Below are 25,134 nucleotides of genomic sequence, written 5' to 3' on the forward strand. Positions count from 1 at the left end.
AGTTCAAGTAAATTTTAGGCTTTTGTGTGGATTGTTTTTGTGATATGCGTCAGATTATCTCAAGAAAGGTTGTGGTAGGCTTTTAACAGGTTATGAGTTTTCTTGTCAAGTTTCAAAGCCTTTGGGTCATCTTTGCTGTCCTTTTGGGTTTGTATTTGAGTAGGTTTGAGGCTATAAGGGAAGTCTCTGGCTACCTTATAACGCCCTCCTTGGTTCTCATGCTCTTTGGTCTATTTCTTGGCATGCCCCTTAGGGAAGTGTTAGATGCTTACAGAAACCGTAGGTTTTTCCTTATAAGCCTGATGGTTAACTTTCTCATTACCCCTGCGGTTGCATATCTTCTTGGGTATATATTCCTAAGGGAAAATACAGCCCTCTGGATAGGCTTTGTGATGCTCTTAGTCACTCCTTGCACTGACTGGTATCTTATCTTCACCGCCATGGCAGGTGGAAACCTACCCCTTAGCACCTCTATACTACCCGTAAACTTTTTTATGCAGGTAGCCCTTTTACCTCTTTATCTGGAGCTGTTCTTTTCTAAGGAAGGTTTCGTTAACTTCTGGTCCATTTTGGAAAGCATAGCCTTTGTGATAGTGTTGCCCCTTCTTACTGCCCAAGCTCTCAGAAGGTTAAGGTTTTCGGAGAGGCTTTCCTTCTTAGTGAATTTTCAAAGCCTTTTTCTCTTTATTGCCATCGTATCCATGTTTGCCTCTCAAGGTCAGGCTATAACCCACAACCCCTTTTTGCTTTTGAAAATGCTTCCACCTCTTCTTATCTTCTTTCTCTTTGCCTTTTTATTAGGTATTTTTCTTGGACGCCTTTTACTCAGGAGCTACCAAAACACTGCCAGCTTGACCCTTACCCTAATGGCAAGGAACTCACCCATAGCTTTGGCTATAGCCCTTACCGCCTTTGAGAACGAACCCCTTATAGCCCTTGCCTTGGTGATAGGACCCTTGGTAGAACTGCCCGTGCTCTTTTTAGCAGTAAGAGGGCTTTTACTCTTAAAGAAATTGAGCTTATAATTTTCCCATGCAAAAGCCTTGGGAAGGCAGGTTTAAAGAAAAAACAGAGGAGTTTGTGGAGAGGTTTACCCAGTCGGTAAGTTTTGACAAGGAGCTTGCCCTGTGGGATATAAAACAAAGCAAAGCCCACGTAAAAACCCTACAAAAGGCTGGAGTGCTTACAGAAGAAGAAGCCCAAAAACTCCTTCTTGGTCTTGAAGACATAGAAAAGGACATAAAGGAAGGAAGTTTTGACTTCAAGCAGGAGCTGGAAGATGTGCATATGAACATAGAGGCGGAGCTCATAAGAAGGCTTGGAGAAGTGGGAGGAAAGCTACACACCGCAAGAAGTAGAAACGACCAAGTGGCTACCGACGAAAGGCTATACATAAAGGACAAGCTAATAGAGGTCATCCAAAGCCTAAGGGCTCTCAGAAGAGAGCTCGTGAAATTAGCGGAAAGGTCTGTGGATATCCTACTGCCTTCCTACACTCACCTTCAGAGGGCTCAACCCATAAGGCTTGCTCACTACTTTCTTGCCTACAGAGAGATGTTTCTAAGCGACGAGCAAAGGTTTATGAACGCCTATAGAAGTGCGGACTGTTTGCCCCTTGGCTCTGGAGCGTCCGCAGGTGTGGACTTTCCATTGGATAGGTTTTATACCGCAGAGCTCTTAGGCTTTGGTAGGCTTTGCAGAAATTCCCTGCAGGCAACTGCAGAGAGGGACTTTATCCTTGATGTGCTGTATGCTTGTGCAGTCTGTGGCATGAGGCTTTCAAGGCTTTCAGAGGACCTAATAATCTGGTCTACGGAGGAGTTTGGCTTTGTAGACCTGCCCGACAGGCTATGCACTGGAAGCTCCATAATGCCTCAGAAGAAAAACCCAGATGTGCTTGAGCTAATAAGAGGCAAAACTGGAAGGCTTTATGGAAATCTTATGAACCTTTTGGTGGTCCTAAAGGGTCTTCCTATGGCATACAACAGAGACCTACAAGAGGACAAAGAACCCCTCTTTGATAGCTTAAGGACTATAAAGGACTGTATTGAAGGTATAACACTTGTATTAGAAGGCATGAGTATAAGGGCAGACAGGATGGGAAAAGCAAGTGGAGGCTTTACCCTCATGACAGACCTTGCCAACTACTTGGTCTTGAAAGGAATCCCCTTTAGGCAGGCACATAAGGCCGCAGGCTCAATAACCGCCTACCTTCTTGAAAAGGGCAAAAAACCAGAGGAGCTTACACTTGAAGAGCTAAGGAGTTTTTCTGAGCTTTACCAAGAGGATGCCTTGGAGCTTTTTAGACCAGATAGGGTAGCAGACAGGAGAAAAACCTACGGCGGGACCGCCAAAGAGGAAATCATAAAAAGACTACAAGTAGCCAAAAGGGAGGAAGGTATGCCATGAAGATGCTTTTGGTTTTTCTTTTGCTTATAATAACTGCAGGGATATCTGGAACTATAGTATTCCTCAATCAGGAAAGGGTTGTGCTTGTGCTTACGCCAACCTTTAGAGATGTATACTACATAGTCCCTCCAATGCCTCTGGGGCTTTTGGTGGTTTTGAGTTTCTTTATAGGTCTTCTTGTGGGATATATCACTGGAGTTATATCTAAATTCTTTAAGTAGAGTTATAGATTGAAGCTATTCCTTTTAGGTGTGGAGCAAGTCTTGAGCAGATAAGATGTTTTAAACAAAGCATATAGAAACTGCCTGTCCTTTATCCGCTTTACCCTATAAGCCACTCTCTTTGGTACATAGCAAGCCTAACTTCTATGGGATATAAAGCTATCTCTTGTATGGACTTTAAAAGACCTTCCTCAATACCGATTTACTTACCTTCCTCAAGATCAATCTGTTTACCCTTTTCAATGCCAATAATCTCAACCTCTTTCTCTTTGGCAATTTTATGTCCTCAGGTCTAACCATTATAGGCATGTGTCTGATCTCCTCTGTTAGCCTTATCCTTAAGTTATGCATTCAGTTCTTGTTTTAAGACTTCCAATATTCTATCAGAGCTTATTAGCTTTTTAATCAAAGCATGTAGAAACTCTCTATCTTTTATTTCTCTTACCTTTTCTGCCAAACCCTCCGGCACATAGCCAAGTTTGCCCTCTACGAGAGTTATAACTATCTCCTGTGTGGATTTCAAAAGTCCCTCCTCAAGACCAACCCGCTTACCCTTTTCAATACCAATAATCTCACCCTCCTGAAAGCCGATCTGTTTGCCTTCCTCAATACCAATCTGTTTACCTTCCTCAAGCCCAAGCCTGTATAAAAGATCCTTCTTCAACTTCCTCTTCGGCAATCTTATATCCTCAGGTCTAACTACTATAGGCATGTGTTTGACCTCCTCCGTGAGCCTTGCCACTATGAGTTTTGAATTAGTCTATGAAATTCTCAGTTCAGTAGACAAAACCTGCATAACGTCCTCAGAAGTAGAAGCCAACTTCTTGGCTAAAGACCTCAAAAACTCCACGTCTTTTATTTCCCTTATCCTATTTGCTATTTCTTCAGGCACATAGCCGAGTTTACCTTCAATTATGGCTATAAGCATCTCTTGTGCGGACTTTATAAGACCTTCCTCAAGTCCGATGTGTTTACCCTCTTCAAGTCCAATCTGTTTACCCTCCTCAAGCCCAAGCCTATACAGAATATCCTTTCTCAACATCTTCTTTGGCAACCTTATATCCTCAGGTCTAACCACTATAGGCATGTGCCTAACCTCCTCTGTTAGCCTTATCCTTAAGTTAGGTCTTAGTTCTGTCAACGTCAAGGCTTTCAAAAGATAGTCTTTTCTCTCTTCCTCGTTCATACCTTCCATTGTCTTTATGAGTTTCTCTATCAGATATGCCTCGTCCTCTACCTTACACAAACATGCCAGTAGCCTATCCATAGGGTCTGGACTTTCCAAAAGCACCTTGCAGTCTATCTGCCTTATGTCAAGTATTTCATAGCTAAAGGTAAGATTTCTAAGCCTTAGCCTTGACTTCATTCTGAGCTTTCTGTTTCCCACATACACAAGGAGCTGTTTTATTGGAGTGTTAGGATATCTCTCCAATATGGCAAGGTAATAGCGTAGCATTCTGAAGGGCATGTTAGGGTCGTTGAAGGATTGGAATTCTATATGCAATACGCTTTCATCCTCAAGCCTTGCCAAGAAGTCCACTCTTAACTCTGTAGAAGGGAAGTTTGTGGGTAGCAGTTCCTTTATGGGTGCTGGTGCAAGTATTTTGCTTAGCCTGTGTGGGATTTCTTCAAAGATGTCTTTTAGAGCTATGTCTTTTGAAGGCACTTAAGGATTATAGCATGTTTTAAGCCTTTGCTAAACTACTCTGGCTTTATTACATCCACACCTAAATAATCTCTCAAGGCGGGAGGCACTATTACAGAGCCATCTTCTTGTTGGTAGTTTTCAAGAATGGCGGAAAGCGTCCTACCTACCGCAAGTCCAGAGCCGTTTAGTGTGTGGACGAAGTGTAGCTTGCCCTGTGAGTCTCTGTATCTTGTATTCATCCTCCTTGCCTGAAAGTCCTCACAGTTGGAGCAAGAGGATATTTCTCTGTATCTTCCCTGAGAGGGAAACCACACTTCAATGTCGTAGGTCTTGGCAGAGGCAAAACCCATATCACCAGTGCACAAAAGCACTACCCTGTAAGGAAGTCCAAGAGCTTGCAAAACATCCTCTGCGTCTGCAGTAAGTCTTTCAAGCTCTTCATAAGAGTGCTCTGGCTTTACTATCTTTACAAGCTCCACCTTGTCAAACTGATGCTGTCGTATTAGACCCCTTATGTCCTTTCCGTATGAGCCTGCCTCTCTTCTGTAGCAGGGAGTGTAAGAGACCATGTATATGGGAAGCTGGTCTTCTGAAAGTATTTCATCTCTAAAGAGGTTTGTAAGTGGCACTTCTGCGGTGGGTATTAGGTATAGGTCATCCCTTTCGCATCTGTATAGCTCCTCTTCAAACTTGGGAAGCTGACCAGTGCCTACCAAAATTTCTGGTCTTATAAGGTGTGGTGGCAAAATCTCCTTGTAGTTCTTTTTTGAGTGCAGGTCTAACATAAAGTTTATAAGAGCCCTCTCCAACTTTGCACCCCAGCCAAGAAGCACGGAAAACCTGCTTCCAGAGAGCTTGCTTGCCCTTTCAAAATCAATGATGCCAAGCCTTTCTCCAATTTCCCAATGAGGTTTTGGTTGAAAGTTAAACTTCCTTGGCTTCCCCCACCTACGGACTTCCACGTTCTGACTTTCATCCTCACCTACAGGCACGCTTTCGTGTGGAAGATTTGGAATGGAAAGCATCACCTCTCTTAGCTTTGTCTCCAGCTCAAATAACTCCACCTCATATTTCTCTATACTTTCCCTTAGGTTCTTCACCTCTGCTTCAAGCTCTGCAGTGTCCTTTCCCTCTTTTTTTAGCTTGCCTATTTCCTTGCTCTTTGCGTTTCTTTCCGCTCTTAGCCTTTCAATCTCTTTTAGAATAGCCCTTCTTTCTCTGTCAAGCTCAAGGGCTCTGTCTACAAGCTCCGCATAAGCCTTATCTCTTGTGGAAAGCCTTTCCCTTACCCACTCTGGGTCTTTACGCAGGAGTTCTATATCAAGCATAGAGAGATATTTTAATAGCTTTCATGGATTTAACTCCAAAGACCTTCTTTTTGCACTCGCTTTGCGAAGATATTCAGTGAGCTCCTCTTCTTTCCCTTCCCTTATGGCTTCCCTTAGTCTTTGCAAAGAAGACATAAACACCTCTATAGCTTTGACCACCTCTTGGGAGTTTTCCAAGAAAATATCCCTCCACATAACTGGGTCAGAGCCAGCTATACGAGTAAAGTCCCTAAAGCCACCGCCAGGGTATCTAAAGAGGTCTATCTCTTTGCTTAGCCTATCTACCGCATCCATCAGGGCAAAGGCTACCGCATGAGGCAGGTGAGAAACCACCCCAAAAACAAAGTCATGCACGTATGGGTCCATTTCTTCAACCAAAGAGCCTATTTTAGTCCACAGGTCTTTTATCTTTTCCTTTGCTTCCCTGTGAGTTTTTTCTGTAGGTGTGAGGATAAACCGCTTTCCTCTAAAGAGGTCTTTTAGAGAGTTTTCCACTCCTGCCTTCTCTGTGCCCGCTATAGGATGTCCTCCCACGAACCTTTCGCCAAGTATTTCTTCCAACCTGTAAACAAGCCTTCCCTTTACCGAGCCAAGGTCGGAAACCACACACTCCTTGCTTATATGGTCTTTTATAACCTCTGCTATTGGAAGAAAGGTCCTCACAGGCGTTGCCAACATCACCAAGTCTGGCTCAAAGAGTCTTACGCTTTTTAGGTCAGTTGAGCCCTCTTGAATAACACCCAGTTGCTTGCCCTTCTCTACCGCTTGAGGATTTATATCTATCCCAAAGACTTCACAACCTATCGCTTCCCTACAAGCAAGAGCAAAAGAACCTCCCATAAAGCCCACACCTACTACCGCTACCCTCTTAAACATCCTTGTAAACTATCCTGCCTTCAAAGATAGTATAAAGAACCTTCCCTTTTAGCCTTTTACCCCAGAGGGGTGTGTTTTTGGACTTTGAGAGGTTTGTCTCTTCATTGAGAACCCACTCCTTTTCTGGGTCAAAGAGCACCAAGTTGGCTTTTGAGCCCTCCCTTAGGCTTCCACAGTCTGTAAGACCGAGTATTCTTGCGGGTTTGCAAGACATTAACTCCACCATCCTTGAGAGGCTTATATGCCCTTCTCTTACAAGCTGGAGCATCATTGGCAAAGCGGTCTGCAATCCTATCATGCCAGGCATAGCCTTTTCTATCTGTCCCTTTTCCCAAATTGCATGAGGTGCATGGTCTGTAGCTATGCAGTCTATTGTTCCCTCTTTGAGTGCCTCCAGTAGAGCCTTGCAATGTTCCTGACCTCTTAGTGGTGGGTTTACCTTTGCATTGGAGTAAGACCTGAGAATTTCTTCTTCTGTAAAGAGAAGATGGTAGGGGTTTACCTCGCAGGTTATCCTTGCCCCCTTTTCTTTGAAAAACCTTATTATCTCCACGCTCAAGGAGGAGCTAAGATGCTGTATATGGATGTGCCCGCCCGTGTGGTAGGCAAGTATGCAGTCCCTCGCCACCAAAAGGTCTTCCGCACCTGCAGGTCTTGAGGCTATACCAAGCAAAGAGCTCACATAACCTTCATTTATATGCCCATTGGCAATCCTGTCATCCTCGCAATGGTTCATTATAAAAGAGCCAATCTGGGCGGTGAGCTTTAAAGCCTTCTCCATTAGCCTTGAATCCATAAGAGGAGCACCATCATCTGTAAAGGCAACGCACCCAGCCTCTTTTAAGGCATAAAAGTCTACAAGCTCTTGCCCCTTTCTTCCCTTAGTTATAGCACCAGAGGGTAAAACTCTACAAAGACCTATGTCTTCTGCCTTTCTAACTATATACTGTGCGGTCTCTGGCGAGTCTATGGCTGGCTTGGTGTTTGGCATGCATACAAGGGTGGTAAAACCTCCAGCAACTGCACATTTCATACCGCTTTCCAAGTTTTCCTTGTATTCTTGACCTGGGTCTCTAAGATGCACATGCAGGTCTACAAAAGAAGGACAAGCAATAAGACCCTGACCTTCTATAAGCTGAGCTTCAAGCTCAAATAGGTCATCGCCTATGGCTTTTATCTTTCCCTTTTCTATGAGAAGGTCCTTTGTGCTATCGAGGTTTTGAGAGGGGTCTATGAGCCTGACCTTCTTTATGAGAATCTTTGACATTGCATAAATTATAAACCACCTCTTTGAGAGCTTTGTAGGGGTTTTTCTCCTCTGTTTCCCAGACAAATACGCCCCTTTGGCTTAGAATTCCCTTCGCCTTTGAGGATTCTGGGTGATGCCCGCAGATGACCAATAGTAAACCCTTATCGCATATAAGCCCAGATATACCCACTTCGTCCTTTGGCAGGTCCCTTATCCTCTCTGGAGAGCTACCAAAAATAAGAAGCTCCCTTGCCCTTTCAAACTTTTGGCTTATATCTCCCTTTTCATCTACAAGCACACCTACTCTTAGGTCTTCACCATCCACGGGCTCATAGTGTATGAAGACCATATCAAGCTCCCTTATCTCTTCCTTTAGCCTCTGCTCTATCAGGTCAACGAGCTGATGCATTCTTATAAAGTCTCTACCCTCCACTGCAATCACCAGGTCCGCAAAGAGCTTTCCACCAGAACTTCTCACAAAAAGACCCTTTATCTCCTTGACCTCTGGAAAAGAGAGAAGCACCTGCCTTATTCTGTCAAGGGTCTTTTCATCCGCAGACACATCCAAGAGCACCGATACCTCCTTCCAGAGTATGCTAAAGGCGGTATAGCTTATAAGCAAGGCAACACCAAAGGCAAAGTATCTGTCAAGCTGATAGCCCATGTAAACTCCCAAAAGGCTCATAAGCACCAAGGAAGAGCCAAAGGCATCGGTGAGAGTATGGTAAGAGTCCGCTATAAGGGTAGGAGAGTTGAGCCTTTTGCCCGCCCTTCTTTCAAGAAAGGAAAGGGTCAGAGAGCTAAGGAGAGAAAAGACCACCACACCAAGACCAAAGCCAAGATACTCTTCCTTTATTACCACCTCTTTGCTTATAGCCCTCCTTATCATCTCATAGGCGGTCAAAAGCAGGAAGAAGGCTATGACTATAGAGCCTATGTTTTCCAGCTTGTATAGACCATATGGAAACCTCTTAGTTTTTTTGTCGGAGAGCTTTATGGTAATAAAGGCTACCACAGAGGCAAAAGAGTCGGAAAGAGAATGAACCGCCTCTCCAACCATAGACAGGCTTCCTGTCAAAATCCCCGCTATGAACTTAAGAAGTGCTTGAAGCAAGTTAACAGAAAGAGATATCAGAGCCCAGTGATGCTTCTTCATCGGTTAAAGGGTTGCTTACAGCCTTGATAGCTTCCTCGTCTTACAAGCTCTTCTTCTATGGCTTTTACAACCTCTTGCTTCTTAGCATAGGTGCAATAATCTGGTGCTATTAGCCTTTCTGGTTCTACTTCTCCAGTGAGCCTGTGAATAACCATATTGGGTGGCAGTATTTCCAAGATGTCTACCACCCTTTTTGCATACTCCTGGAGGCTAAGCACCTCAAACTCACTCCTTAGATACTGCTCCGCCATCTTTGTGTTTTTTATTATATGTAGAGGATGAATCTTTATACCATCCACTGGCAAACTTGCTATGAGCTTGCCCGTTTCAAGCATGTCTTCTTGGTCTTCGTAAGGCAGTCCCAAAATTATGTGAGCACAAACCTTTAGGTCTCTTCTCTTTGTCCTTAGCACCGCATCCACAAAGTCAGAAACTCCATGAGCCCTGTTTATAAACCTTAGGGTTTTGAAGTTAGCACTCTGCAGTCCATACTCTACCCAGACCTCAAGACCCTTCCTTGAATAGCTCTCAAGAAGCTCAAGCACCCACTCTGGAACACAGTCTGGACGAGTCCCAATATCTATGCCTACCACCTCTTCAAATTCAAGAGCGGTATCATAGACAGACTTGAGGTATTCATACTCTCCGTAAGTATTAGAGTAGGACTGGTAGTATATGAAAAAGTAGAGCCTTTCACCGTATCGGTTTTTTGCCCTTCTTATGCCCTCCTCTATCTGTTGACGCAGAGGAATGTATGGCTCAAGGTGTGCGGGTCTTGTGCCAGAAAAACAGTAGGTGCATCCACCCCTTGCCTTTGTGCCATCTATGTTAGGACAGGTAAAGGGTAGTGCAACGGTTATCTTTTGCACTCGCCTGCCATACTTTTCCTTTAGATAGTCCTTTAAAGAATAGTAAAGTCTTTGCGTGCTTACTGATTGCACAAAGCCCATGGGATAAATTATAAGTCCCTTTCTTAAAATTGTGCTATAATATATAAACTTAAGGCGCGTAGCTCAGTTGGCAGAGCGCCTCCCTTACAAGGAGGAGGTCGGCGGTTCAAGTCCGCCCGTGCCTATTTTTTATACTTCTTGACTAAAAGCCTAAAAGGTGATATGATTTAATATTGCCTTTAAGCTGGCGTAGCTCAGTGGCAGAGCGCGGGATTTGTAATCCCGCGGGCGTGGGTTCGACCCCCACCGCCAGCTCTGAGGCTTAGGAGGGGTGGCCGAGCGGTCAAAGGCAGGGGACTGTAAATCCCCCGGGCTCCGCCCTACGCAGGTTCGAATCCTGCCCCCTCCACCAGCGGGCGTAGCTCAGTGGTAGAGCAGCTGCCTTCCAAGCAGCAGGCCGTGGGTTCGAGTCCCATCGCCCGCTTTTTTATTAAAAACTCGCCCAGGTAGCTCAGTAGGCAGAGCACACCCTTGGTAAGGGTGAGGTCGCCGGTTCAAGTCCGGTCCTGGGCTTAAACAGGAGGTAAAGGAATGGCAAAAGAGAAGTTTGTAAGAGAAAAGGAACACGTTAACGTAGGCACCATAGGACACGTAGACCACGGCAAGTCCACGCTCACATCCGCCATAACCTGCGTTCTTGGTGCAGGAGTAATGCAAGGCGGTAAAGCCAAGTGCATGAGATACGAAGAGATTGACAAAGCACCAGAAGAAAAAGAAAGAGGCATAACCATAAACATCACACACGTAGAATACGAGACACCCAAAAGACACTACGCACACGTAGACTGCCCAGGACACGCAGACTACATAAAGAACATGATAACAGGTGCAGCACAAATGGACGGTGCTATCCTTGTGGTCTCTGCAGCAGACGGTCCAATGCCACAAACAAGAGAACACGTGCTCTTGGCAAGACAGGTTAACGTGCCATACATAGTGGTTTTCATGAACAAATGCGATATGGTAGATGACCCAGAGCTTTTAGACCTTGTGGAACTTGAAGTAAGAGAGCTACTATCCAAGTATGAGTTTCCAGGAGATGATGTGCCAGTGATAAGAGGTTCAGCCCTTGGAGCATTGCAAGAGTTAGACGCAGGCAAGCCAGACCAGTGGTGCAACGCCATAGTGCAGTTAATGGAAGCCCTTGACCAGTATATACCCACACCACAAAGAGAAGTGGACAAACCTTTCCTGATGCCCATAGAGGATGTGTTTACCATTTCAGGACGTGGAACAGTTGTGACAGGAAGGGTAGAAAGAGGCGTGCTAAAGCCTGGAGAGGAAGTGGAGATAGTAGGATTAAGGGAAGAGCCACTAAAGACAGTGGCAACCTCCATAGAGATGTTTAGGAAGATACTTGACGAGGCACTACCAGGAGACAATGTGGGAGTATTGCTAAGAGGAGTAGGCAAGGACGATGTGGAGAGGGGACAAGTATTGGCAAAGCCTGGGACAGTAAAGCCTCATAGGAAGTTTAGGGCACAGGTGTATGTGCTAAGCAAGGAAGAGGGTGGAAGGCACACGCCCTTTTTCGTGAACTACAGGCCACAGTTTTACTTCAGGACTGCGGATGTGACGGGGACGGTGGTGAAACTGCCAGAGGGTCAAGAGATGGTGATGCCTGGTGACAATGTGGAGATAGAGGTGGAGCTTGTCAAGCCAGTGGCTATGGAAGAACAGCTTAGGTTTGCCATAAGGGAAGGTGGAAGGACTGTTGGTGCTGGTGTGGTCACAAAAATCATTGAGTGAGGTGTAAAAGATGGCGGCGGTTAGAGAAGTGGTGGTGCTTGCGTGCACTGAGTGCAAAAGAAGGAACTACTCCATAACAAAGAACAAGCAAAAGCATCCTCAAAGGATGGAGCTCAAGAAATACTGCAAGTGGTGCAAAAAGCACACACTTCATAGAGAGGTCAAATAGGGGCGCTAGCTCAATTGGCAGAGCGCGGGACTCCAAATCCCGCGGTTGGGGGTTCGAGTCCTCCGCGCCCCGTAGGAAGAAAGATGGAAAAGCTAAAGGAGTTTATAAAGAGCGTAAGAAAGGAGCTTGACAAAGTTTCTTGGCCAAAGAGAAATCTGGTGGTAAAGGCGACGATTAGTGTTATAATATTTTCTTTGGCGTTTGGTATAAGCCTGTGGGTCTTTGACCTTGTGTTTACCAGGCTTATACACTTTCTGCTTTCTTTGAGGGGCTAAAGATGGATGACTTTAAGTGGTATGCATTGCAGGTAGAGGCAGGAAAGGAGGCTACCGCAAGGGAAAACCTGCTAAAAGTCCTTGAGCTTGAGGGACTGCTTGGGCAGGTAGAGGATGTTATCGTTCCTGCGGAGGAAAAGGTGGTCATAAAGACCATGGGGAAGGAAAAGTATAGACTGTCTCTGCGTGGCAACAACAGAGATATAAGCGTGCTTGGTAAAAAGGGTGTTACTACCTTTAGGATAGAGAACGGAGAGGTAAGGGTAATAGAGAGTGTGGAGGGTGATGTATGCATAGAAGCACCTCCCATATCAAAGCCTGGTCAGAAGATAACCTGTAAAGAAAACAAGACAGAGGCAAAGATTATTCTTGAATCAAAGATGTTTCCTGGTTACCTCCTTATAAAGGCGATCATGAACGATGCGCTTATGCGTGCCATAGAAAAGACGCCTCACGTTTATAAACCTGTGTTAGTGGGTGGAAGGGTTGCACCTCTTGATGAGAAGGAAGTGGAGAGGATAGTTGCCTTTGTGAAGAAGGGTGTAAAGCCTGTGAGAATTCTCTTTGAAAAGGGTGACCAAGTTAGGGTTATAGAGGGTCCTTTTATGAACTTTACTGGCACGGTGGAAGAGGTGCATGCAGAGAAGGAAAAGGTGGTTGTTTTGGTAAGCATTTTTGGAAGGCTTACGCCCGTTGAGTTAGATTATTCTCAGGTGGAGAAGTTATGAGAGAATGGCTAAGTGGTGCAATTAAAAAGGTGACTCTTGAACTTATATACAACATAGTAGATGAAAGAACTGCCGCCATACTGGAAAAACAGGAAAAGGACAAACAGGAACTGCTCGGATACATAAAAAGGTTAGAAGACAGGCAGGAAAGGGATAAAGAGGAACTGCTTGGGCACATAAAGGCACTTAGAGATGAATTTACAGAACGTCTTAATAGGATGGAAGACAGGCAGGAAAAAGACAAAGAAGAACTACTTGGACACATAAAGACATTCAGAGATGAATTCACGGAGCGTTTCAATAAGATAGAAGAGAGGCAGGAAAGGGATAAAGAAGAACTACTTGGACACATAAAGGCACTCAGAGATGAATTTACAGAACGTCTTAATAGGATGGAAGACAGGCAGGAAAAAGACAAAGAAGAACTACTTGGACACATAAAGACATTCAGAGATGAATTTACAGAACGTCTTAATAGGATGGAAGACAGGCAGGAAAAGTATCAAGAAGAGACAAGAGCTGAGCTCAGGCATATAAACCAAAGACTTGACACTCTTATGAATATGCTACTTACCCTCTTTGTGGAAAGAAGAAAGGAGGAAAGAGGATGAAGAAGGTAACCGCAAAGGTTGAGCTTATGCTACCTGCCCAGCAGGCAACACCTGCACCACCGGTGGGTCCTGCCTTGGGTCAGCATGGTGTTAACATAATGGAGTTTGTAAAGCAGTTTAACGCCGCCAGTAAGGATTTTGAACCTGGGACTGTAGTGCCTGTGGTTATAACCATTTACCAAGATAGGAGCTTTAGTTTTATACTTAAGACTCCACCTGTTTCTTATCTCCTAAAGAAGGCAGCAAACCTCAAAAGTGGTTCTTCCGACCCCAAAAAGCAAAAGGTGGGCAAGGTAAGCCTACAGCAGGTGGAAGAGATTGCAAAACTTAAACTAAAGGATATGAACACAAGAGACCTCAAGGCTGCCATGAGGCAGGTGGTGGGAACTGCAAGAAGTATGGGTATAGAAGTAGAAGGATGGAAGGAGTAAAGCCATGAAGAGAGGAAAGAGATATCAAAAGTGTCTTGAGCTTTATGACAAGGATGCCTTTTACACAGTAGAAGGAGCAGTAGAAGTTCTTAGAAAGCTCCATGCAGGTTGTGGTCCCAAGTTTGACCAGACGGTGGAGCTTGCCATGAGGCTCGGAGTTGACCCCAAGTATGCAGACCAGATGGTAAGAGGTTCGGTGGTATTACCTCATGGTCTTGGCAGGGAGCTAAAGGTGTTGGTGCTTGCAGAGGGTGAATATCAAAAGATAGCAAAGGACGCAGGTGCGGACTATGTGGGTGGCGAAGACCTCATAAACAAGATAGCCAAAGAAGAGTGGGTGGACTACGACGTGGTCATAGCTACTCCCGAGATAATGCCTAAGGTGGCAAAGCTTGGTAAGATACTGGGTCCAAAGGGTCTTATGCCAAATCCTAAAACCGGAACGGTTACCACAAACCTAAGGCAGGCTATAGAAGAAGCCAAAAAGGGAAGAGTTGAGTTCAGGGTTGACAAAACAGGAAACCTGCATATGCCCGTGGGTAAGATATCCTTTGAGGAGCAAAAGCTACTTCAAAACATATACACCGCCATAGACGCAGTTGTGAAGGCAAAGCCCCCAGGTGCAAAGGGTCAGTATGTGAAGGGGATAGCCCTTTCTCTAACTATGGGCCCATCGGTAAAGCTGGATGTGTCTACCACTCTCAAGAGACTTCAGGAGCTTGTAGCATGATAAAAGTGCTCGTGCCTCTGCTATTAGTGTGCTTTTCTTTTGCCTTTACTCCTCAAGAAGAAAGGCAAATAATCAAGGATATAGCGGAGATAAAAGCCACTTTGGAACAACTAAACAAGAGGATAGAGGATACAAACAAAAGGATAGAGGATGTGAACAAAAGGATAGATGACCTTATGAACTTCCTTTGGATGCTTGCGGGTATTTTTTCTGCCATAACCGCAGTTACAATAGGTTTTGCTTTATGGGATAGGAGAACTATGATAAGACCCTTTGAGGACAAGGTAAAATCTATGGAGAAGGACATACTTGAGAACAAGGAAAAGGTCCAAAAGCTCATAGAAACTCTTCGTGAGCTTGCGAAGGAAGACGAAAAGGTAGCAAGACTGCTCAAGCATATGAACTTAATGTAGGAGGTAAAAAATGAGAAGAAGCTGGGAAGAGAAGGGTAAGCTAATAAGCTCATACGCTGAGAGAATACAAAGGTCAAACCTTGTGGTCTTTTTTGACTTTACTGGCATTGACGCTCAGGCTGTTACAAAGCTCAGAGCGGACTTAAAGGATGCAGAGGGAGAGATGCTTGTGGGTAAAAATACCCTTTTTTACAGAGCCTTTATGAACACGGTTGTGGCAGACCATAGGGAAGTCCTTACTGGTCCCACTGCCTTTGCCTTCGCGTATGGCGACCCTGTTAAGGTTGCAAAAATCCTCTTTGAATTTATGAAAGAGCTTGATAAGGAAAAGCCCCTTGGGAGGATAAAGGGTGCATACATGCAGGGAAGGTTTTTAAAGCCTGTAGAGGTGCAGGCTCTTGCGGAACTTCCGCCCAAAGAGGTGCTTATCTCCAAGCTCATGGGAGCCATTCAGGCACCTATATATGCTCTGGTTATGGCTCTCAAGTCCGCACCTCAAAAACTTGTGCTTACACTTAAAGCTATAGAAGAAAAGAAATCTTAAGAAGGAGGTATAGACATGGCAACACTTACCATCGACGAAATCGTTGAAGCCATAGGCAGTATGACACTGCTTGAGGTGGCAGAGCTTGTTAAAAAGCTCGAGGAGAAGTTTGGCGTGTCCGCGGCTATGGTAGCTGCAGCACCTGTGGCTGCAGCTGGAGCACCTGCCGCTGGAGCACCTGCCGCTGAGGAAAAGACAGAGTTCGATGTTATCCTCAAGTCCGCTGGAGCTAACAAGATAAACGTGATAAAGGTGGTAAGGGAGCTCACCGGACTTGGTCTCAAAGAGGCAAAGGACCTTGTGGAAGGTGCTCCAAAGCCTGTCAAAGAGGGTGTTCCAAAGGAAGAGGCGGAGAAGATAGCCGCGAAGCTCAAGGAGGCTGGTGCGGAAGTAGAGATAAAGTGAACTTGGTTCTCTTATGGGAGAGCTTTACATTGCTCACCCCCTGTGGATACAGGGGGTATTTTGTTTTTATTGACAATCTACGCATAATCATGTATAATTATAGGTTTATCCTATCTTAGAGGGTTGAGAGATGAGAAAAAATATGCCCTTACCAAGAAAGTTCTTTGGTAGAAGGGAAGAGCTTGTCAGTCCGCCAAACCTTCTTTTCCTTCCAAAGGAGTCCTTTGAGTCTTTTCTACAGTTTTATACCACACCCTCTCAAAGGGAGCAAAAGGGTCTTGAGTATGTATTCTCCACATCCTTCCCCTTTAAGGACCCAGACGAGAAGATAACCCTTGAATACTTAGGCTACGAGATAGGAGATTGGGAATGCAATAGGTGTGGGTATAAGGCTTATACAGACCAAAGCTTTTTGGGTGGTTATGGCGTATACTGTCCAAAATGTGGGACCTTACTGGTGCATAAGGAAAAGTATACAGAAGAGGAATGCAGGATAAAGGGCTTTACCTACTCTCTACCTCTTAGGGTTATGGTAAGGCTAAGAACTAAGACCAAAAAGGGTGAAAGGGTGGGAGAGCCTAAAAAGGTCTACTTTGGCGAAGTGCCTATGATGACCAAGACTGGTTCTTTTATCATAAACGGCAGTGAAAGAATAGTGGTGAGTCAGCTTATTCGCTCTCCAGGTGTCTTTTTTGAGGAAAAGGAGGAGCGTCAAAAGGAAACCACTATAATCCGTATGATTTATAGAGCAAGTATTATACCAGACAAAGGACCCAGAGTTGAGTTTGAGCTTTCAAGCACTACTGATATACTCTCCTCAAGGATAGATAGGCGAAAGGTGGGTGGAACCTTTGTGCTTAGGGCTCTTGGTCTTGAGACCGCCTACGATATACTTAAACCCTTCTATCCAGATGCGAGGGCCTTTTTTGTGCAGAAGGGAGTGATATTTGACAGAGATACAGGCGAAGAGTATAAGGTGGAAGACTTAGAAGGTTTTTATCTCTTTGCAGTCCTTCGCTACAAGGCAAAGCTGGAAGATAAAGGCGTGGAAGAGGAAATGCTCGAAGAGAGGTTCCTTGAAGACCTTGAGCAGCTTGAAAGACTCTTGAAAGACGAGAGGATAAAGATAGACCTTATATCTGCAGTTCCCAAGGAGAGTGCGGTAAAGAGTCCATACGGTAAGATACTTATAGAAACCCTTGTGGCGGAGACCTCTCCAAAGGATCAGGACAAAAAAAGCCCTCTCAAGATACCTGCAAAGTTCACCCTTAGAGACTTTGCCCTTGTGGATATATACAAAAAGCTCAGAGCAGTAGAGCCTATGGTGATGGAGCTTGAACATCTTATAAGCAGGGCAAGGTCTCATTTTGACCTATACTTTAAGGACCTTACCCGGTATGACCTTTCTAAGGTGGGAAGGGTAAAGCTCAACGCAAAGGTTCACAGAGTGCCAAAGGAGCTAAAACCTGCAGACTTTGAGAGATTATCAAGCCTTCCATCCCTTGCCCTAGCAGAAGATGTGGGTAGTTTTAAGGTTGGAACTTTGATAACAGAGGAAGTGCTTTCTGAAGTCTTTAAGATAAAAGACAGCGTAAAGGTGAAGGACTACACAGAAGGTCAAGCAAGGTTCCTCAGTGCCCTTGACCTTGTAAACACCATAAAGTATCTCATAAACCTCAGATACGGAAGGGAGAAAAAAGACGATATAGCTTACCTTGGCAACAGAAGAATAAGGGCGGTGGGTGAGCTTTTAGAGAATCAGGCAAGGATTGGTATAGCCAGAATGGAGAAGTTTTTCAGAGACAGGTGTACTGTGGCAAACCCAGAAGACCCTAACTTAAAGCCTCAAGACCTTATAAACCCCAGATATCTAACTAGCTCCCTCTATGAGTTTTTAAAGGGTGGTATGCTCTCTCAGTATCTTGACAATACAAACCCACTTTCCGCTCTTACTCACAAGAGGAGGCTCTCTGCCCTTGGACCAGGCGGTCTAACAAGAGAGAGTGCCAAGTTTGAAATAAGGGACGTGCACCCCTCTCACTACGGAAGGATATGTCCCATTGAGACGCCAGAGGGTCAGAACATAGGTCTTGTAACCTCTCTAACCGTATACGCTCAAACTAACGAGTATGGTTTCATCGTCACTCCCTACAGGAAAGTGGAGAATGGAAAGGTTAGTGACAAGGTTGAGCATCTCGCCGCTTATGAGGAGGAAAACTTTGTTATAGCTCAGTATACTCCAACCGATGAGGAGGGTAGAATCCTTAGTGACAGGGTCTATGTGCGATACAAGAATGACATACAGATAGTAAAGCCAGAGCAAGTTCACTATATGGATGTCTCTCCAAGACAAGTTATATCCGTGTCCGCATCTCTCATACCCTTCCTTGAGCATGACGATGCTAACAGGGCTCTTATGGGTTCTAACATGCAAAGGCAGGCAGTCCCTCTCATGTTTACCTCCTCTCCTCTCATAGGCACTGGCATGGAGAAGAAGGTTGCCTTTGACAGTGGTGCGGTGGTAGTGGCAAAAAGAGGCGGTATGGTGGAAGAGGTGGATTCCAAGAGGATAATAATAAGGGTTAACCCAGAAGAGATAAACTTTGCAGACCCCACAGACATCGGCATAGACATTTATGAGCTTAAGAAGTTTGAACGGACAAACCAGAACACATGCGTAAACCAGAGACCTCTCGTGGTCAAAGGTCAAAGGGTAAAGGTAGGCGAGCTACTGGCGGACGGTCAGTCCACATTCAGAGGAGAGTTAGCCCTTGGTAAGGATGTGCTAGTTGCCTTCATGCCATGGAGAGGTTATAACTTTGAGGACGCCATTGTCATTTCAGAAAGGCTTGTCAAAGAAGATGTGTATACTTCTATACACATAGAGGAGCTTGAGGTAGAGGCAAGGGAGACAAAGATAGGTAATGAGGAGATAACCCGTCAGATACCGGGTGTTCCAGAAAGGCTCCTTTCCCATCTTGACGAGTTTGGCATAGTAAAGGTGGGAACCTACGTAAAGCCTGGGGATATACTTGTTGGCAAGGTAACTCCCAAGGGCGAAGCCCAGCTCACACCTGAAGAAAAGCTCCTTCAGGCAATATTTGGTGAAAAGTCCAGGGATGTTAAAGATTCCTCGCTTAGGTGTCCTCCGGGTGTGGAAGGTGTAGTGGTGGATGTAAAGGTATTTGTAAGAAAAACTGGAGAGAGAAGAAACTACCTTGCGGAGCATGTGGAAAGGACCGAAAGGGAAGAGCTGGAAAGGGAGCTGGAAAAGAAAAAAAGCCTCATCGTTGAAGGTAGGAACAGAATGGTAAAGGCTTTGGTGCTTGGCAGGAAGTTAGATAAGGAGATAACTGTTAAGAAAAAGGTATATAAGGCGGGCACAGTAGTAGACGAGCAAGTTTTTGAGGCACTGCTCAATTACATAATAACCAAGCCAGAAAACCTCTTTGAGGATGAAGAGCTATGCAAAAAGATAAATGAGCTAAGAGAAAGAACGCGATTCCAAGTAGATATGGTCTCAAAGGTCTACGAAGATAAGATAGAGTCCATAGGCAAAAGGAGTGAGCTTCCGGCTGGCATTACAACCCTTGTAAAGGTATACATAGCCCAGAAGAGAAAGATAAAGGTGGGAGACAAGATGGCAGGTCGTCATGGAAACAAGGGTGTTATATCGGTTGTGCTTCCTGTGGAGGATATGCCTTTCCTTGAGGATGGAACTCCTGTGGACATAGTGCTAAATCCACTTGGTGTGCCTTCTCGTATGAACGTGGGACAGATATTAGAAACACACCTTGGCTGGGCTTCTAGAGAGCTCGGCAAAAGGCTTAGGGAGCTTATAGAAGAAGGAGCGGAAAGACAGGAGCTTATAGACTTTCTCAAGAAGGTCTATGCGGTGGGTGATGTGAAGGGTCAAAACCAAAAGCACGTGGAAGATTTTCTGCAAAACCTTGACGAAGAGAGCTTTGAGGAGGTTATTGACCTTTATGCAGAGAGAGGCGTGCCAATGGCAACCTCAGCCTTTGAAGGTGCAAGTGAAAAGCATATAAAAGAACTTCTCAGGATGGCAGGGCTTCCAGAGGATGGCAAAACAGTCCTTTACGATGGAAGAACAGGCGAGCCCTTTGATATGAGAGTCACCGTAGGATACATGCATATGCTCAAACTCATACACATGGTAGACGACAAGATACACGCAAGAAGCACAGGTCCTTACTCTCTAGTTACTCAACAGCCTCTCGGTGGAAGAGCCCAGTTCGGAGGTCAAAGGCTTGGAGAAATGGAAGTTTGGGCTCTGGAGGCTCATGGTGCTGCACACACCCTTCAGGAGATGCTTACCGTCAAGTCTGACGACATAGAGGGAAGGACAAAGGTCTACGAGTCCATAGTCAAGGGTAAATACATCTATCAGCCTGGAGTGCCAGAATCTTTCAGGGTTCTTGTGCGTGAGCTAAAGGCTTTGGGACTTGATGTAAGATGTGAAAACGGGGCGGTAATGCCCTGCGACCAGATAGAAGTTGAGGAGGAGCAGTGATGAGAAAAGGTCTTTTACCCTTTGAAAGAATAAAGCTCATGCTTGCCTCTCCAGAGGAGATAAAAAACTGGAGTTATGGGGAGGTAAAAAAACCAGAAACCATAAACTACAGAACCCACAAACCTGAAAAGGATGGTCTTTTCTGTGCTAAGATCTTCGGTCCCATAAAGGATTACGAATGTCTTTGTGGAAAATACAGAGGCAAGCGTTTTGAGGGGACCATATGTGACAGGTGTGGTGTGGAAGTTACAAGGTCTTATGTAAGACGCAAAAGGTTTGGACATATAGAGCTCGCAGCTCCTGTAGCCCATATTTGGTTTCTTAAAAGTACGCCCTCAAAGATAGCCACGCTTTTGAGTCTTTCTGTTAGAGATGTGGAAAGAGTCATATACTTTGAGTCCTATTTGGTTATAGAGTATCCCATGAACGAGGAGGAAGAAAAATCCTTTGCTCAGCAAGAAGACACCCTCCCCCTCAAAGACGATATGGGTAATACGAGGTTTGTAAAGCTACACGTGGTGGACGAGGATACCTACAACGCAGAGTTTGCAACCAGCTTGGAGCATAAGTATGAAGGGGGTATGGGTGCGGAGATAATAAAGAAAGTGCTTTCCTCTCTTGACCTTGAAACCTACGCCAAGAAGCTCAGAGAAGAGATAAGACCTTATAGCTTGGGTTATGAGGACCTTTCCGAGGAGCTATACAACAAATACAGAAAGCTCTATGAGCGTATGGTTAGAGTTCTTGCGGAAGATTTTAGGCTATACGGTATTGACATAAAAGTCCCAGAGGGTGCAACCCTTGAGCAGGTGCTACACGGAATTATATGTGGCGAGCTTTATCTCAATACAGACACAGGAGAGCTTTCAGAGGAATCCCTTGAGAGCTTTATGACAGGAAAGGAAGTCATCCAATCTTATTATGAAAGGGCTCGCCAGAAAAAGAAAGACCTACCAGTTTTTGAGAAGATAAAGGGTGATATACGCAATGCGGTTCTTAAAGAGGTTTCAGAATCAAAGGTCAAAAAGGTGCTAAGAGTCCTAAAGCTTGTGGAAGACTTCATAAAGAGCGGAAACAAACCCGAATGGATGATATTGGAGGTTCTTCCTGTTCTTCCACCAGAGCTAAGGCCCCTTGTTGCCCTTGATGGTGGAAGATTTGCAACCTCAGACCTCAATGACCTCTATAGAAGGATAATAAACCGTAACAACAGGCTAAAAAGACTTATAGAGTTAGATGCACCGGAGATAATCATAAGAAACGAGAAGAGGATGCTCCAAGAGGTGGTCTCTGCCCTTATTGACAATGGAAAACGCGGAAGGGTGGTGACCCAAAACGGAAGAGCCCTCAAGTCTCTCTCAGACTACCTTAGGGGTAAACAGGGACGCTTTAGGCAAAACTTACTTGGTAAAAGGGTGGACTATTCGGGTCGTAGCGTTATAGTGGTAGGTCCTGAACTTAAGATGCACCAATGTGGTCTTCCAAGGATTATGGCTCTTGAGCTCTTTAAGCCCTTTGTTTATAGAAGGCTTGAAGAGAAAGGCTATGCTACTTCCATAAAGAACGCTAAAAAGCTTGTAGAGCAGAAAACTCCAGAAGTGTGGGAGTGCCTCGAGGAAGTAGTAAAACAGCATCCTGTGCTTCTTAACCGCGCACCAACACTGCACAGGATGTCTATTCAGGCTTTTGAGCCAGTGCTTGTGGATGGCAAAGCCATACAGCTACATCCTCTTGTTTGTCCACCCTTTAACGCGGACTTTGACGGAGACCAGATGGCAGTGCACGTGCCCCTTGGCATAACCGCACAGCTTGAGGCTTACATACTCATGCTCTCTACCCAAAATATCCTCTCACCAGCACACGGTAAGCCTATTACCATGCCTTCTCAGGATATGATATTAGGCGTTTACTACATGACCCAAGAAGTCTCCGGTGTAAAGGGTGAGGGCAAGCTCTTTTTCAGCAAGGAAGATATCCTTCTTGCTCTTGAGAATAAAAGGGTTGATATGCATGCACGAATAAAATTCAGGCTTGAAGATGGAAAACTTATAGAAACAACCCCTGGTAGAGTCCTCTTTAACAGCATACTGCCAGAGGGTCATCCCTTTGTAAATGAACCCTTAGACAAGAAAAAGGTCTCCAAGTTAATAGCTAACATCTACAACAAATATGGAATGGAAAGAACTGCAAAATTTCTTGATGAGCTCAAAGAGCTGGGATTTAACATAGCCACAAGGGCTGCGGTATCTATAGGCATAGAGGATTTGCAGATTCCAAAGGTAAAGAAAGAAGTTCTTGCAAAGGCTTTTGAACAAACTGACGAGATAGCGGAATTACACAGAAGGGGTATAATAACCGCAAAGGAGCGTTATAACAGGATAATTGACCTTTGGTCTGAGATAACGGACAAGGTCTCAAAGGCTATGTTTGAGGAGATAGAAAAGAGCACGAGAAAGGAGGGAGAAAAGGTCTACACGGGCATTTTCAACCCCATATACATGATGGCAAACTCTGGAGCCCGTGGAAACAGAGACCAGATAAGACAGCTCGCTGCTATGAGAGGTCTTATGGCAAAGCATACGGGAGAGTTCATAGAAACGCCTATTGTGTCCAATTTCAGAGAAGGTCTTTCTGTGCTTGAGTATTTCATTTCCACCTATGGTGCAAGAAAAGGTCTTGCGGATACCGCCCTAAAGACCGCCTTTGCAGGATACCTCACCAGAAGGCTTGTGGATGTGGCACAGGATATAACCATAGTGGAAAGGGACTGTGGAACCCACAGAGGCATTGTCATGGAAGCTATAGTAGAGGGTGGTGAAGAAAAGGTCTCTCTCAAGGACAGGATAATAGGAAGAACCCTTGCAGAGGATGTAGCAGACCCATACACGGGAGAAGTTATTGCCAAGAGAAATCAGATAGTGGATGAGGAACTTGCAGACAAGATAGTGCATGCGGGTATAGAAAGGGTAATGGTTAGGTCTCCTCTTACCTGCGAATCTCAGCATGGTATATGTGCCATGTGCTATGGATGGGACCTTTCTCAGAGGAAGTTGGTGGACGTAGGAGAGGCTGTGGGAATAATTGCAGCACAGTCTATAGGAGAGCCAGGAACCCAGCTCACCATGAGAACCTTCCACATAGGCGGTGCTGCGGTGGCGGAGAGGGTAAAGGGTGAGCTCTTTAATGAAAAGCAGGGAACTGTCAAATACTACAACATAAAACTTATCACCAACAGGGAAGGCAGAAAGATAAACATCTCCAAGGACGGAGCTATTGGAATACTTGACGCAGAGGGTAGGATGGTGGAGCGTCATGCGGTGCCTTATGGGGCGAGCATACTCGTGGAGGAAGGAAAAGAGGTTTCAGAGAATAACCTTCTGGCGGAGTGGGATCCTTTCAACACCTTCATCATAGCGGAGGAAGCAGGAAGTGTTGAGTTCAAGGACATAGCCCTTGACATAACGGTAAAAGAAGAGAGAGACCCACTTACTGGCAAGACCTCCACCATTGTCTCCTTTACAAGACCCAAAGACGCTATGCTTCACACTCCAAAAATAGTAGTTCATACAGAGGATGGAAGAGAGGTCTCCTATGACCTTCCTGTAAACTCCATACTAAACGTGCCAGCGGAGAGGGTGAGCTTTGAGTGGATGGTGTGTCCTACCTGCAGCGAGTCCGAAGGCACGGAAATACAGCATAAGTATTATGTGGTTAAAGAATACATAGTTCAGCCCGGAGATGTGCTCGCACGCATTCCAAAGGAAATGGCAAAGGTCCGTGATATCGTAGGAGGTCTTCCAAGGGTTGAAGAACTATTTGAGGCAAGAAGACCCAAAAACCCAGCAATACTTACAGAGATTGATGGTATTGTAAGGATATTTGAGGATGCGGACGAGGTGATAGTCTTTAACCCAAGGACTGGAGAAACCAGAAAGTATGATATAAAGAAAGACGAATACATCCTTGTGAGCCACGGACAGTTCGTGCAGAAGGGAGCTGAGATAACAGACCGCGTAAAGGCGGAAGTAGAAGGGCAAGTTAGGATAAAGGGAAGAGGCTACAGGGTTGTGGTATACAATAAAGAGACAGGTCTGCAAAAGGAATACTTTGTGCCTAAGGGCAAACACCTACTTGTAAAGAACGGTGATATGGTAAACGCAGGAGACCCTCTCACTGACGGCACACCCGTGCCAGAAGAGATACTCAAAATAAAGGGCGTGGAAGAGCTTCAAAAGTTCCTGCTTAAAGAGGTTCAAATGGTCTATAGATTGCAAGGCGTGGATATAAACGACAAGCACTTTGAGATAATGATCCGTCAGATGCTTAGGCGCAGACGCATAGTAGACCCAGGAGACAGCAGGTTCTTAGTAAACGAAGAGGTAGAATTAGAAGAGCTACAGCAAGAAGTGGAAAGGATAAAAGCAGAAGGTGGCAAAATACCAAAGGCAGAGCCTATACTTGTAGGCATATCAAAGGCTGCACTAACTTCAAGAAGCTGGATATCCTCTGCCTCCTTCCAGGAGACCACAAAGGTGCTAACCGACGCATCCTGCGAAGGTAAGGTGGATGACCTCAGAGGTATAAAGGAAAATGTGATAATAGGTAATCTCATACCTGCAGGAACTGGTTTGTGGGAGTATGCGGAGGTAGAGGTGATTGAAGAAGAGAAGGCAAAAGTTCTCAAAGATGTGTTATAATATTCAGCTTA

22 protein-coding genes and 6 tRNA genes are annotated in these 25,134 nt (G+C 45.1%); 21 read left to right on the plus strand and 7 right to left on the minus strand.

The features are described 5' to 3' along the window. Nucleotides 1–92 precede the first annotated feature (92 nt). The 3 genes from IAE16_RS01125 to IAE16_RS01135 are packed head-to-tail and all read left to right on the plus strand — an operon-like array spanning nucleotide 93 to nucleotide 2,630. Nucleotides 93–1,025, plus strand: coding sequence for an arsenic resistance protein (locus IAE16_RS01125; RefSeq protein WP_323700867.1), 933 nt, complete (start codon nucleotides 93–95; stop codon nucleotides 1,023–1,025). 7 nt (nucleotides 1,026–1,032) lie between these two features. Then, on the plus strand, nucleotides 1,033–2,409 hold the full coding sequence (gene argH, locus IAE16_RS01130) for an argininosuccinate lyase (RefSeq protein ID WP_323700869.1): 1,377 nt from the start codon (nucleotides 1,033–1,035) through the stop codon (nucleotides 2,407–2,409). After that, the gene (locus IAE16_RS01135; protein WP_323700870.1) at nucleotides 2,406–2,630 is read left to right on the plus strand and encodes a hypothetical protein; all 225 of its coding nucleotides are present in this window, start codon (nucleotides 2,406–2,408) and stop codon (nucleotides 2,628–2,630) included. The genes argH and IAE16_RS01135 overlap by 4 nt, the downstream gene beginning before the upstream one ends. Nucleotides 2,631–2,973: 343 nt before the next feature. Here IAE16_RS01135 and IAE16_RS01140 read toward each other — a convergent pair whose 3' ends face one another. Genes IAE16_RS01140 through mnmL form a run of 7 tightly spaced genes read right to left on the minus strand, consistent with a single transcriptional unit; the run spans nucleotide 2,974 to nucleotide 9,837 of the window. Then, nucleotides 2,974–3,342, minus strand: a complete 369-nt coding sequence (locus IAE16_RS01140) for a FliH/SctL family protein (protein ID WP_323700871.1) — start codon at nucleotides 3,340–3,342, stop codon at nucleotides 2,974–2,976. Between the two features lie 48 nt (nucleotides 3,343–3,390). Then, the gene (locus IAE16_RS01145) at nucleotides 3,391–4,296 is read right to left on the minus strand and encodes an RpnC/YadD family protein (protein WP_323700872.1); all 906 of its coding nucleotides are present in this window, start codon (nucleotides 4,294–4,296) and stop codon (nucleotides 3,391–3,393) included. A gap of 35 nt (nucleotides 4,297–4,331) precedes the next feature. Then, nucleotides 4,332–5,606: a serine--tRNA ligase gene (gene serS, locus IAE16_RS01150; protein WP_323700873.1), complete on the minus strand. Its 1,275-nt coding sequence runs from the start codon at nucleotides 5,604–5,606 to the stop codon at nucleotides 4,332–4,334. Nucleotides 5,607–5,627: 21 nt separating this feature from the next. Continuing rightward, entirely contained in the window at nucleotides 5,628–6,482 is an 855-nt protein-coding gene (locus IAE16_RS01155; RefSeq protein WP_323700874.1) for a prephenate dehydrogenase, read from the minus strand. Continuing rightward, nucleotides 6,475–7,749: a dihydroorotase gene (locus IAE16_RS01160; protein WP_323700875.1), complete on the minus strand. Its 1,275-nt coding sequence runs from the start codon at nucleotides 7,747–7,749 to the stop codon at nucleotides 6,475–6,477. The genes IAE16_RS01155 and IAE16_RS01160 overlap by 8 nt, the downstream gene beginning before the upstream one ends. Then, the gene (locus tag IAE16_RS01165) at nucleotides 7,691–8,887 is read right to left on the minus strand and encodes a cation diffusion facilitator family transporter (protein ID WP_323700876.1); all 1,197 of its coding nucleotides are present in this window, start codon (nucleotides 8,885–8,887) and stop codon (nucleotides 7,691–7,693) included. The genes IAE16_RS01160 and IAE16_RS01165 overlap by 59 nt, the downstream gene beginning before the upstream one ends. Further along, nucleotides 8,884–9,837 carry a tRNA modification radical SAM protein MnmL/YtqA gene (mnmL, locus tag IAE16_RS01170; RefSeq protein ID WP_323700877.1) on the minus strand — a complete coding sequence of 318 codons (954 nt, stop codon included), beginning with the start codon at nucleotides 9,835–9,837 and terminating at the stop codon, nucleotides 8,884–8,886. The genes IAE16_RS01165 and mnmL overlap by 4 nt, the downstream gene beginning before the upstream one ends. Nucleotides 9,838–9,889: 52 nt before the next feature. On the opposite strand from mnmL, the gene IAE16_RS01175 reads away from it, so the two are divergent. From IAE16_RS01175 to rpoC, 18 genes are all read left to right on the plus strand, one after another. Then, nucleotides 9,890–9,962: transfer RNA gene (locus tag IAE16_RS01175), tRNA-Val, on the plus strand. A 58-nt stretch (nucleotides 9,963–10,020) separates the two neighbouring features. After that, nucleotides 10,021–10,092, plus strand: a tRNA-Thr gene (locus IAE16_RS01180). Between the two features lie 10 nt (nucleotides 10,093–10,102). After that, nucleotides 10,103–10,189: transfer RNA gene (locus IAE16_RS01185), tRNA-Tyr, on the plus strand. Next, a tRNA-Gly gene (locus tag IAE16_RS01190) sits at nucleotides 10,190–10,261 on the plus strand. Between the two features lie 16 nt (nucleotides 10,262–10,277). After that, nucleotides 10,278–10,350, plus strand: a tRNA-Thr gene (locus IAE16_RS01195). Nucleotides 10,351–10,368: 18 nt separating this feature from the next. Next, entirely contained in the window at nucleotides 10,369–11,586 is a 1,218-nt protein-coding gene (gene tuf, locus IAE16_RS01200; protein WP_323700878.1) for an elongation factor Tu, read from the plus strand. 10 nt (nucleotides 11,587–11,596) lie between these two features. After that, nucleotides 11,597–11,755 (plus strand): 50S ribosomal protein L33, encoded by a 159-nt coding sequence (gene rpmG, locus IAE16_RS01205; protein WP_323700879.1) that lies wholly within the window; start codon nucleotides 11,597–11,599, stop codon nucleotides 11,753–11,755. Then, nucleotides 11,755–11,827, plus strand: a tRNA-Trp gene (locus IAE16_RS01210). The genes rpmG and IAE16_RS01210 overlap by 1 nt, the downstream gene beginning before the upstream one ends. 11 nt (nucleotides 11,828–11,838) lie before the next feature. Beyond that, complete coding sequence (gene secE, locus IAE16_RS01215; protein ID WP_323700880.1) at nucleotides 11,839–12,030, plus strand: preprotein translocase subunit SecE; 192 nt, start codon at nucleotides 11,839–11,841, stop codon at nucleotides 12,028–12,030. A gap of 2 nt (nucleotides 12,031–12,032) precedes the next feature. Then, nucleotides 12,033–12,758, plus strand: coding sequence for a transcription termination/antitermination protein NusG (gene nusG, locus IAE16_RS01220; protein WP_323700881.1), 726 nt, complete (start codon nucleotides 12,033–12,035; stop codon nucleotides 12,756–12,758). After that, the gene (locus IAE16_RS01225; protein ID WP_323700882.1) at nucleotides 12,755–13,369 is read left to right on the plus strand and encodes a hypothetical protein; all 615 of its coding nucleotides are present in this window, start codon (nucleotides 12,755–12,757) and stop codon (nucleotides 13,367–13,369) included. The genes nusG and IAE16_RS01225 overlap by 4 nt, the downstream gene beginning before the upstream one ends. Then, nucleotides 13,366–13,800, plus strand: a complete 435-nt coding sequence (rplK, locus tag IAE16_RS01230; protein ID WP_323700883.1) for a 50S ribosomal protein L11 — start codon at nucleotides 13,366–13,368, stop codon at nucleotides 13,798–13,800. Before IAE16_RS01225 ends, rplK begins: the two co-directional genes overlap by 4 nt. A 4-nt stretch (nucleotides 13,801–13,804) precedes the next feature. After that, entirely contained in the window at nucleotides 13,805–14,530 is a 726-nt protein-coding gene (rplA, locus tag IAE16_RS01235; protein WP_323700884.1) for a 50S ribosomal protein L1, read from the plus strand. Further along, a complete protein-coding gene (locus tag IAE16_RS01240) occupies nucleotides 14,527–14,943 on the plus strand; it encodes a coiled-coil domain-containing protein (RefSeq protein ID WP_323700885.1) in 417 nt (138 codons plus the stop codon). The genes rplA and IAE16_RS01240 overlap by 4 nt, the downstream gene beginning before the upstream one ends. A 10-nt stretch (nucleotides 14,944–14,953) precedes the next feature. Then, nucleotides 14,954–15,487, plus strand: coding sequence for a 50S ribosomal protein L10 (rplJ, locus tag IAE16_RS01245; RefSeq protein WP_323700886.1), 534 nt, complete (start codon nucleotides 14,954–14,956; stop codon nucleotides 15,485–15,487). Between the two features lie 15 nt (nucleotides 15,488–15,502). Continuing rightward, on the plus strand, nucleotides 15,503–15,892 hold the full coding sequence (gene rplL, locus IAE16_RS01250) for a 50S ribosomal protein L7/L12 (protein ID WP_323700887.1): 390 nt from the start codon (nucleotides 15,503–15,505) through the stop codon (nucleotides 15,890–15,892). A 130-nt stretch (nucleotides 15,893–16,022) separates the two neighbouring features. Next, complete coding sequence (gene rpoB / locus IAE16_RS01255) at nucleotides 16,023–20,426, plus strand: DNA-directed RNA polymerase subunit beta (protein ID WP_323700888.1); 4,404 nt, start codon at nucleotides 16,023–16,025, stop codon at nucleotides 20,424–20,426. Next, nucleotides 20,426–25,123 carry a DNA-directed RNA polymerase subunit beta' gene (gene rpoC, locus IAE16_RS01260; RefSeq protein WP_323700889.1) on the plus strand — a complete coding sequence of 1,566 codons (4,698 nt, stop codon included), beginning with the start codon at nucleotides 20,426–20,428 and terminating at the stop codon, nucleotides 25,121–25,123. The genes rpoB and rpoC overlap by 1 nt, the downstream gene beginning before the upstream one ends. Nucleotides 25,124–25,134: the final 11 nt, after the last annotated feature.

This window comes from Hydrogenobacter sp. T-2 (assembly GCF_033971325.1).
GTDB lineage: Bacteria > Aquificota > Aquificia > Aquificales > Aquificaceae > Pampinifervens > Pampinifervens diazotrophicum.

Bases quoted from the DNA above. Each gene is read 5' to 3' on its own strand.
- IAE16_RS01125 (WP_323700867.1), top strand. From the start codon at position 93: ATGAGTTTTCTTGTCAAGTTTCAAAGCCTTTGGGTCATCTTTGCTGTC.
- argH (WP_323700869.1), top strand. From the start codon at position 1,033: ATGCAAAAGCCTTGGGAAGGCAGGTTTAAAGAAAAAACAGAGGAGTTT.
- IAE16_RS01135 (WP_323700870.1), top strand. From the start codon at position 2,406: ATGAAGATGCTTTTGGTTTTTCTTTTGCTTATAATAACTGCAGGGATA.
- IAE16_RS01140 (WP_323700871.1), bottom strand. From the start codon at position 3,342: ATGCCTATAGTAGTTAGACCTGAGGATATAAGATTGCCGAAGAGGAAG.
- serS (WP_323700873.1), bottom strand. From the start codon at position 5,606: ATGCTTGATATAGAACTCCTGCGTAAAGACCCAGAGTGGGTAAGGGAA.
- IAE16_RS01155 (WP_323700874.1), bottom strand. From the start codon at position 6,482: ATGTTTAAGAGGGTAGCGGTAGTAGGTGTGGGCTTTATGGGAGGTTCT.
- IAE16_RS01160 (WP_323700875.1), bottom strand. From the start codon at position 7,749: ATGTCAAAGATTCTCATAAAGAAGGTCAGGCTCATAGACCCCTCTCAA.
- IAE16_RS01165 (WP_323700876.1), bottom strand. From the start codon at position 8,887: ATGAAGAAGCATCACTGGGCTCTGATATCTCTTTCTGTTAACTTGCTT.
- mnmL (WP_323700877.1), bottom strand. From the start codon at position 9,837: ATGGGCTTTGTGCAATCAGTAAGCACGCAAAGACTTTACTATTCTTTA.
- tuf (WP_323700878.1), top strand. From the start codon at position 10,369: ATGGCAAAAGAGAAGTTTGTAAGAGAAAAGGAACACGTTAACGTAGGC.
- rpmG (WP_323700879.1), top strand. From the start codon at position 11,597: ATGGCGGCGGTTAGAGAAGTGGTGGTGCTTGCGTGCACTGAGTGCAAA.
- secE (WP_323700880.1), top strand. From the start codon at position 11,839: ATGGAAAAGCTAAAGGAGTTTATAAAGAGCGTAAGAAAGGAGCTTGAC.
- nusG (WP_323700881.1), top strand. From the start codon at position 12,033: ATGGATGACTTTAAGTGGTATGCATTGCAGGTAGAGGCAGGAAAGGAG.
- IAE16_RS01225 (WP_323700882.1), top strand. From the start codon at position 12,755: ATGAGAGAATGGCTAAGTGGTGCAATTAAAAAGGTGACTCTTGAACTT.
- rplK (WP_323700883.1), top strand. From the start codon at position 13,366: ATGAAGAAGGTAACCGCAAAGGTTGAGCTTATGCTACCTGCCCAGCAG.
- rplA (WP_323700884.1), top strand. From the start codon at position 13,805: ATGAAGAGAGGAAAGAGATATCAAAAGTGTCTTGAGCTTTATGACAAG.
- IAE16_RS01240 (WP_323700885.1), top strand. From the start codon at position 14,527: ATGATAAAAGTGCTCGTGCCTCTGCTATTAGTGTGCTTTTCTTTTGCC.
- rplJ (WP_323700886.1), top strand. From the start codon at position 14,954: ATGAGAAGAAGCTGGGAAGAGAAGGGTAAGCTAATAAGCTCATACGCT.
- rplL (WP_323700887.1), top strand. From the start codon at position 15,503: ATGGCAACACTTACCATCGACGAAATCGTTGAAGCCATAGGCAGTATG.
- rpoB (WP_323700888.1), top strand. From the start codon at position 16,023: ATGAGAAAAAATATGCCCTTACCAAGAAAGTTCTTTGGTAGAAGGGAA.
- rpoC (WP_323700889.1), top strand. From the start codon at position 20,426: ATGAGAAAAGGTCTTTTACCCTTTGAAAGAATAAAGCTCATGCTTGCC.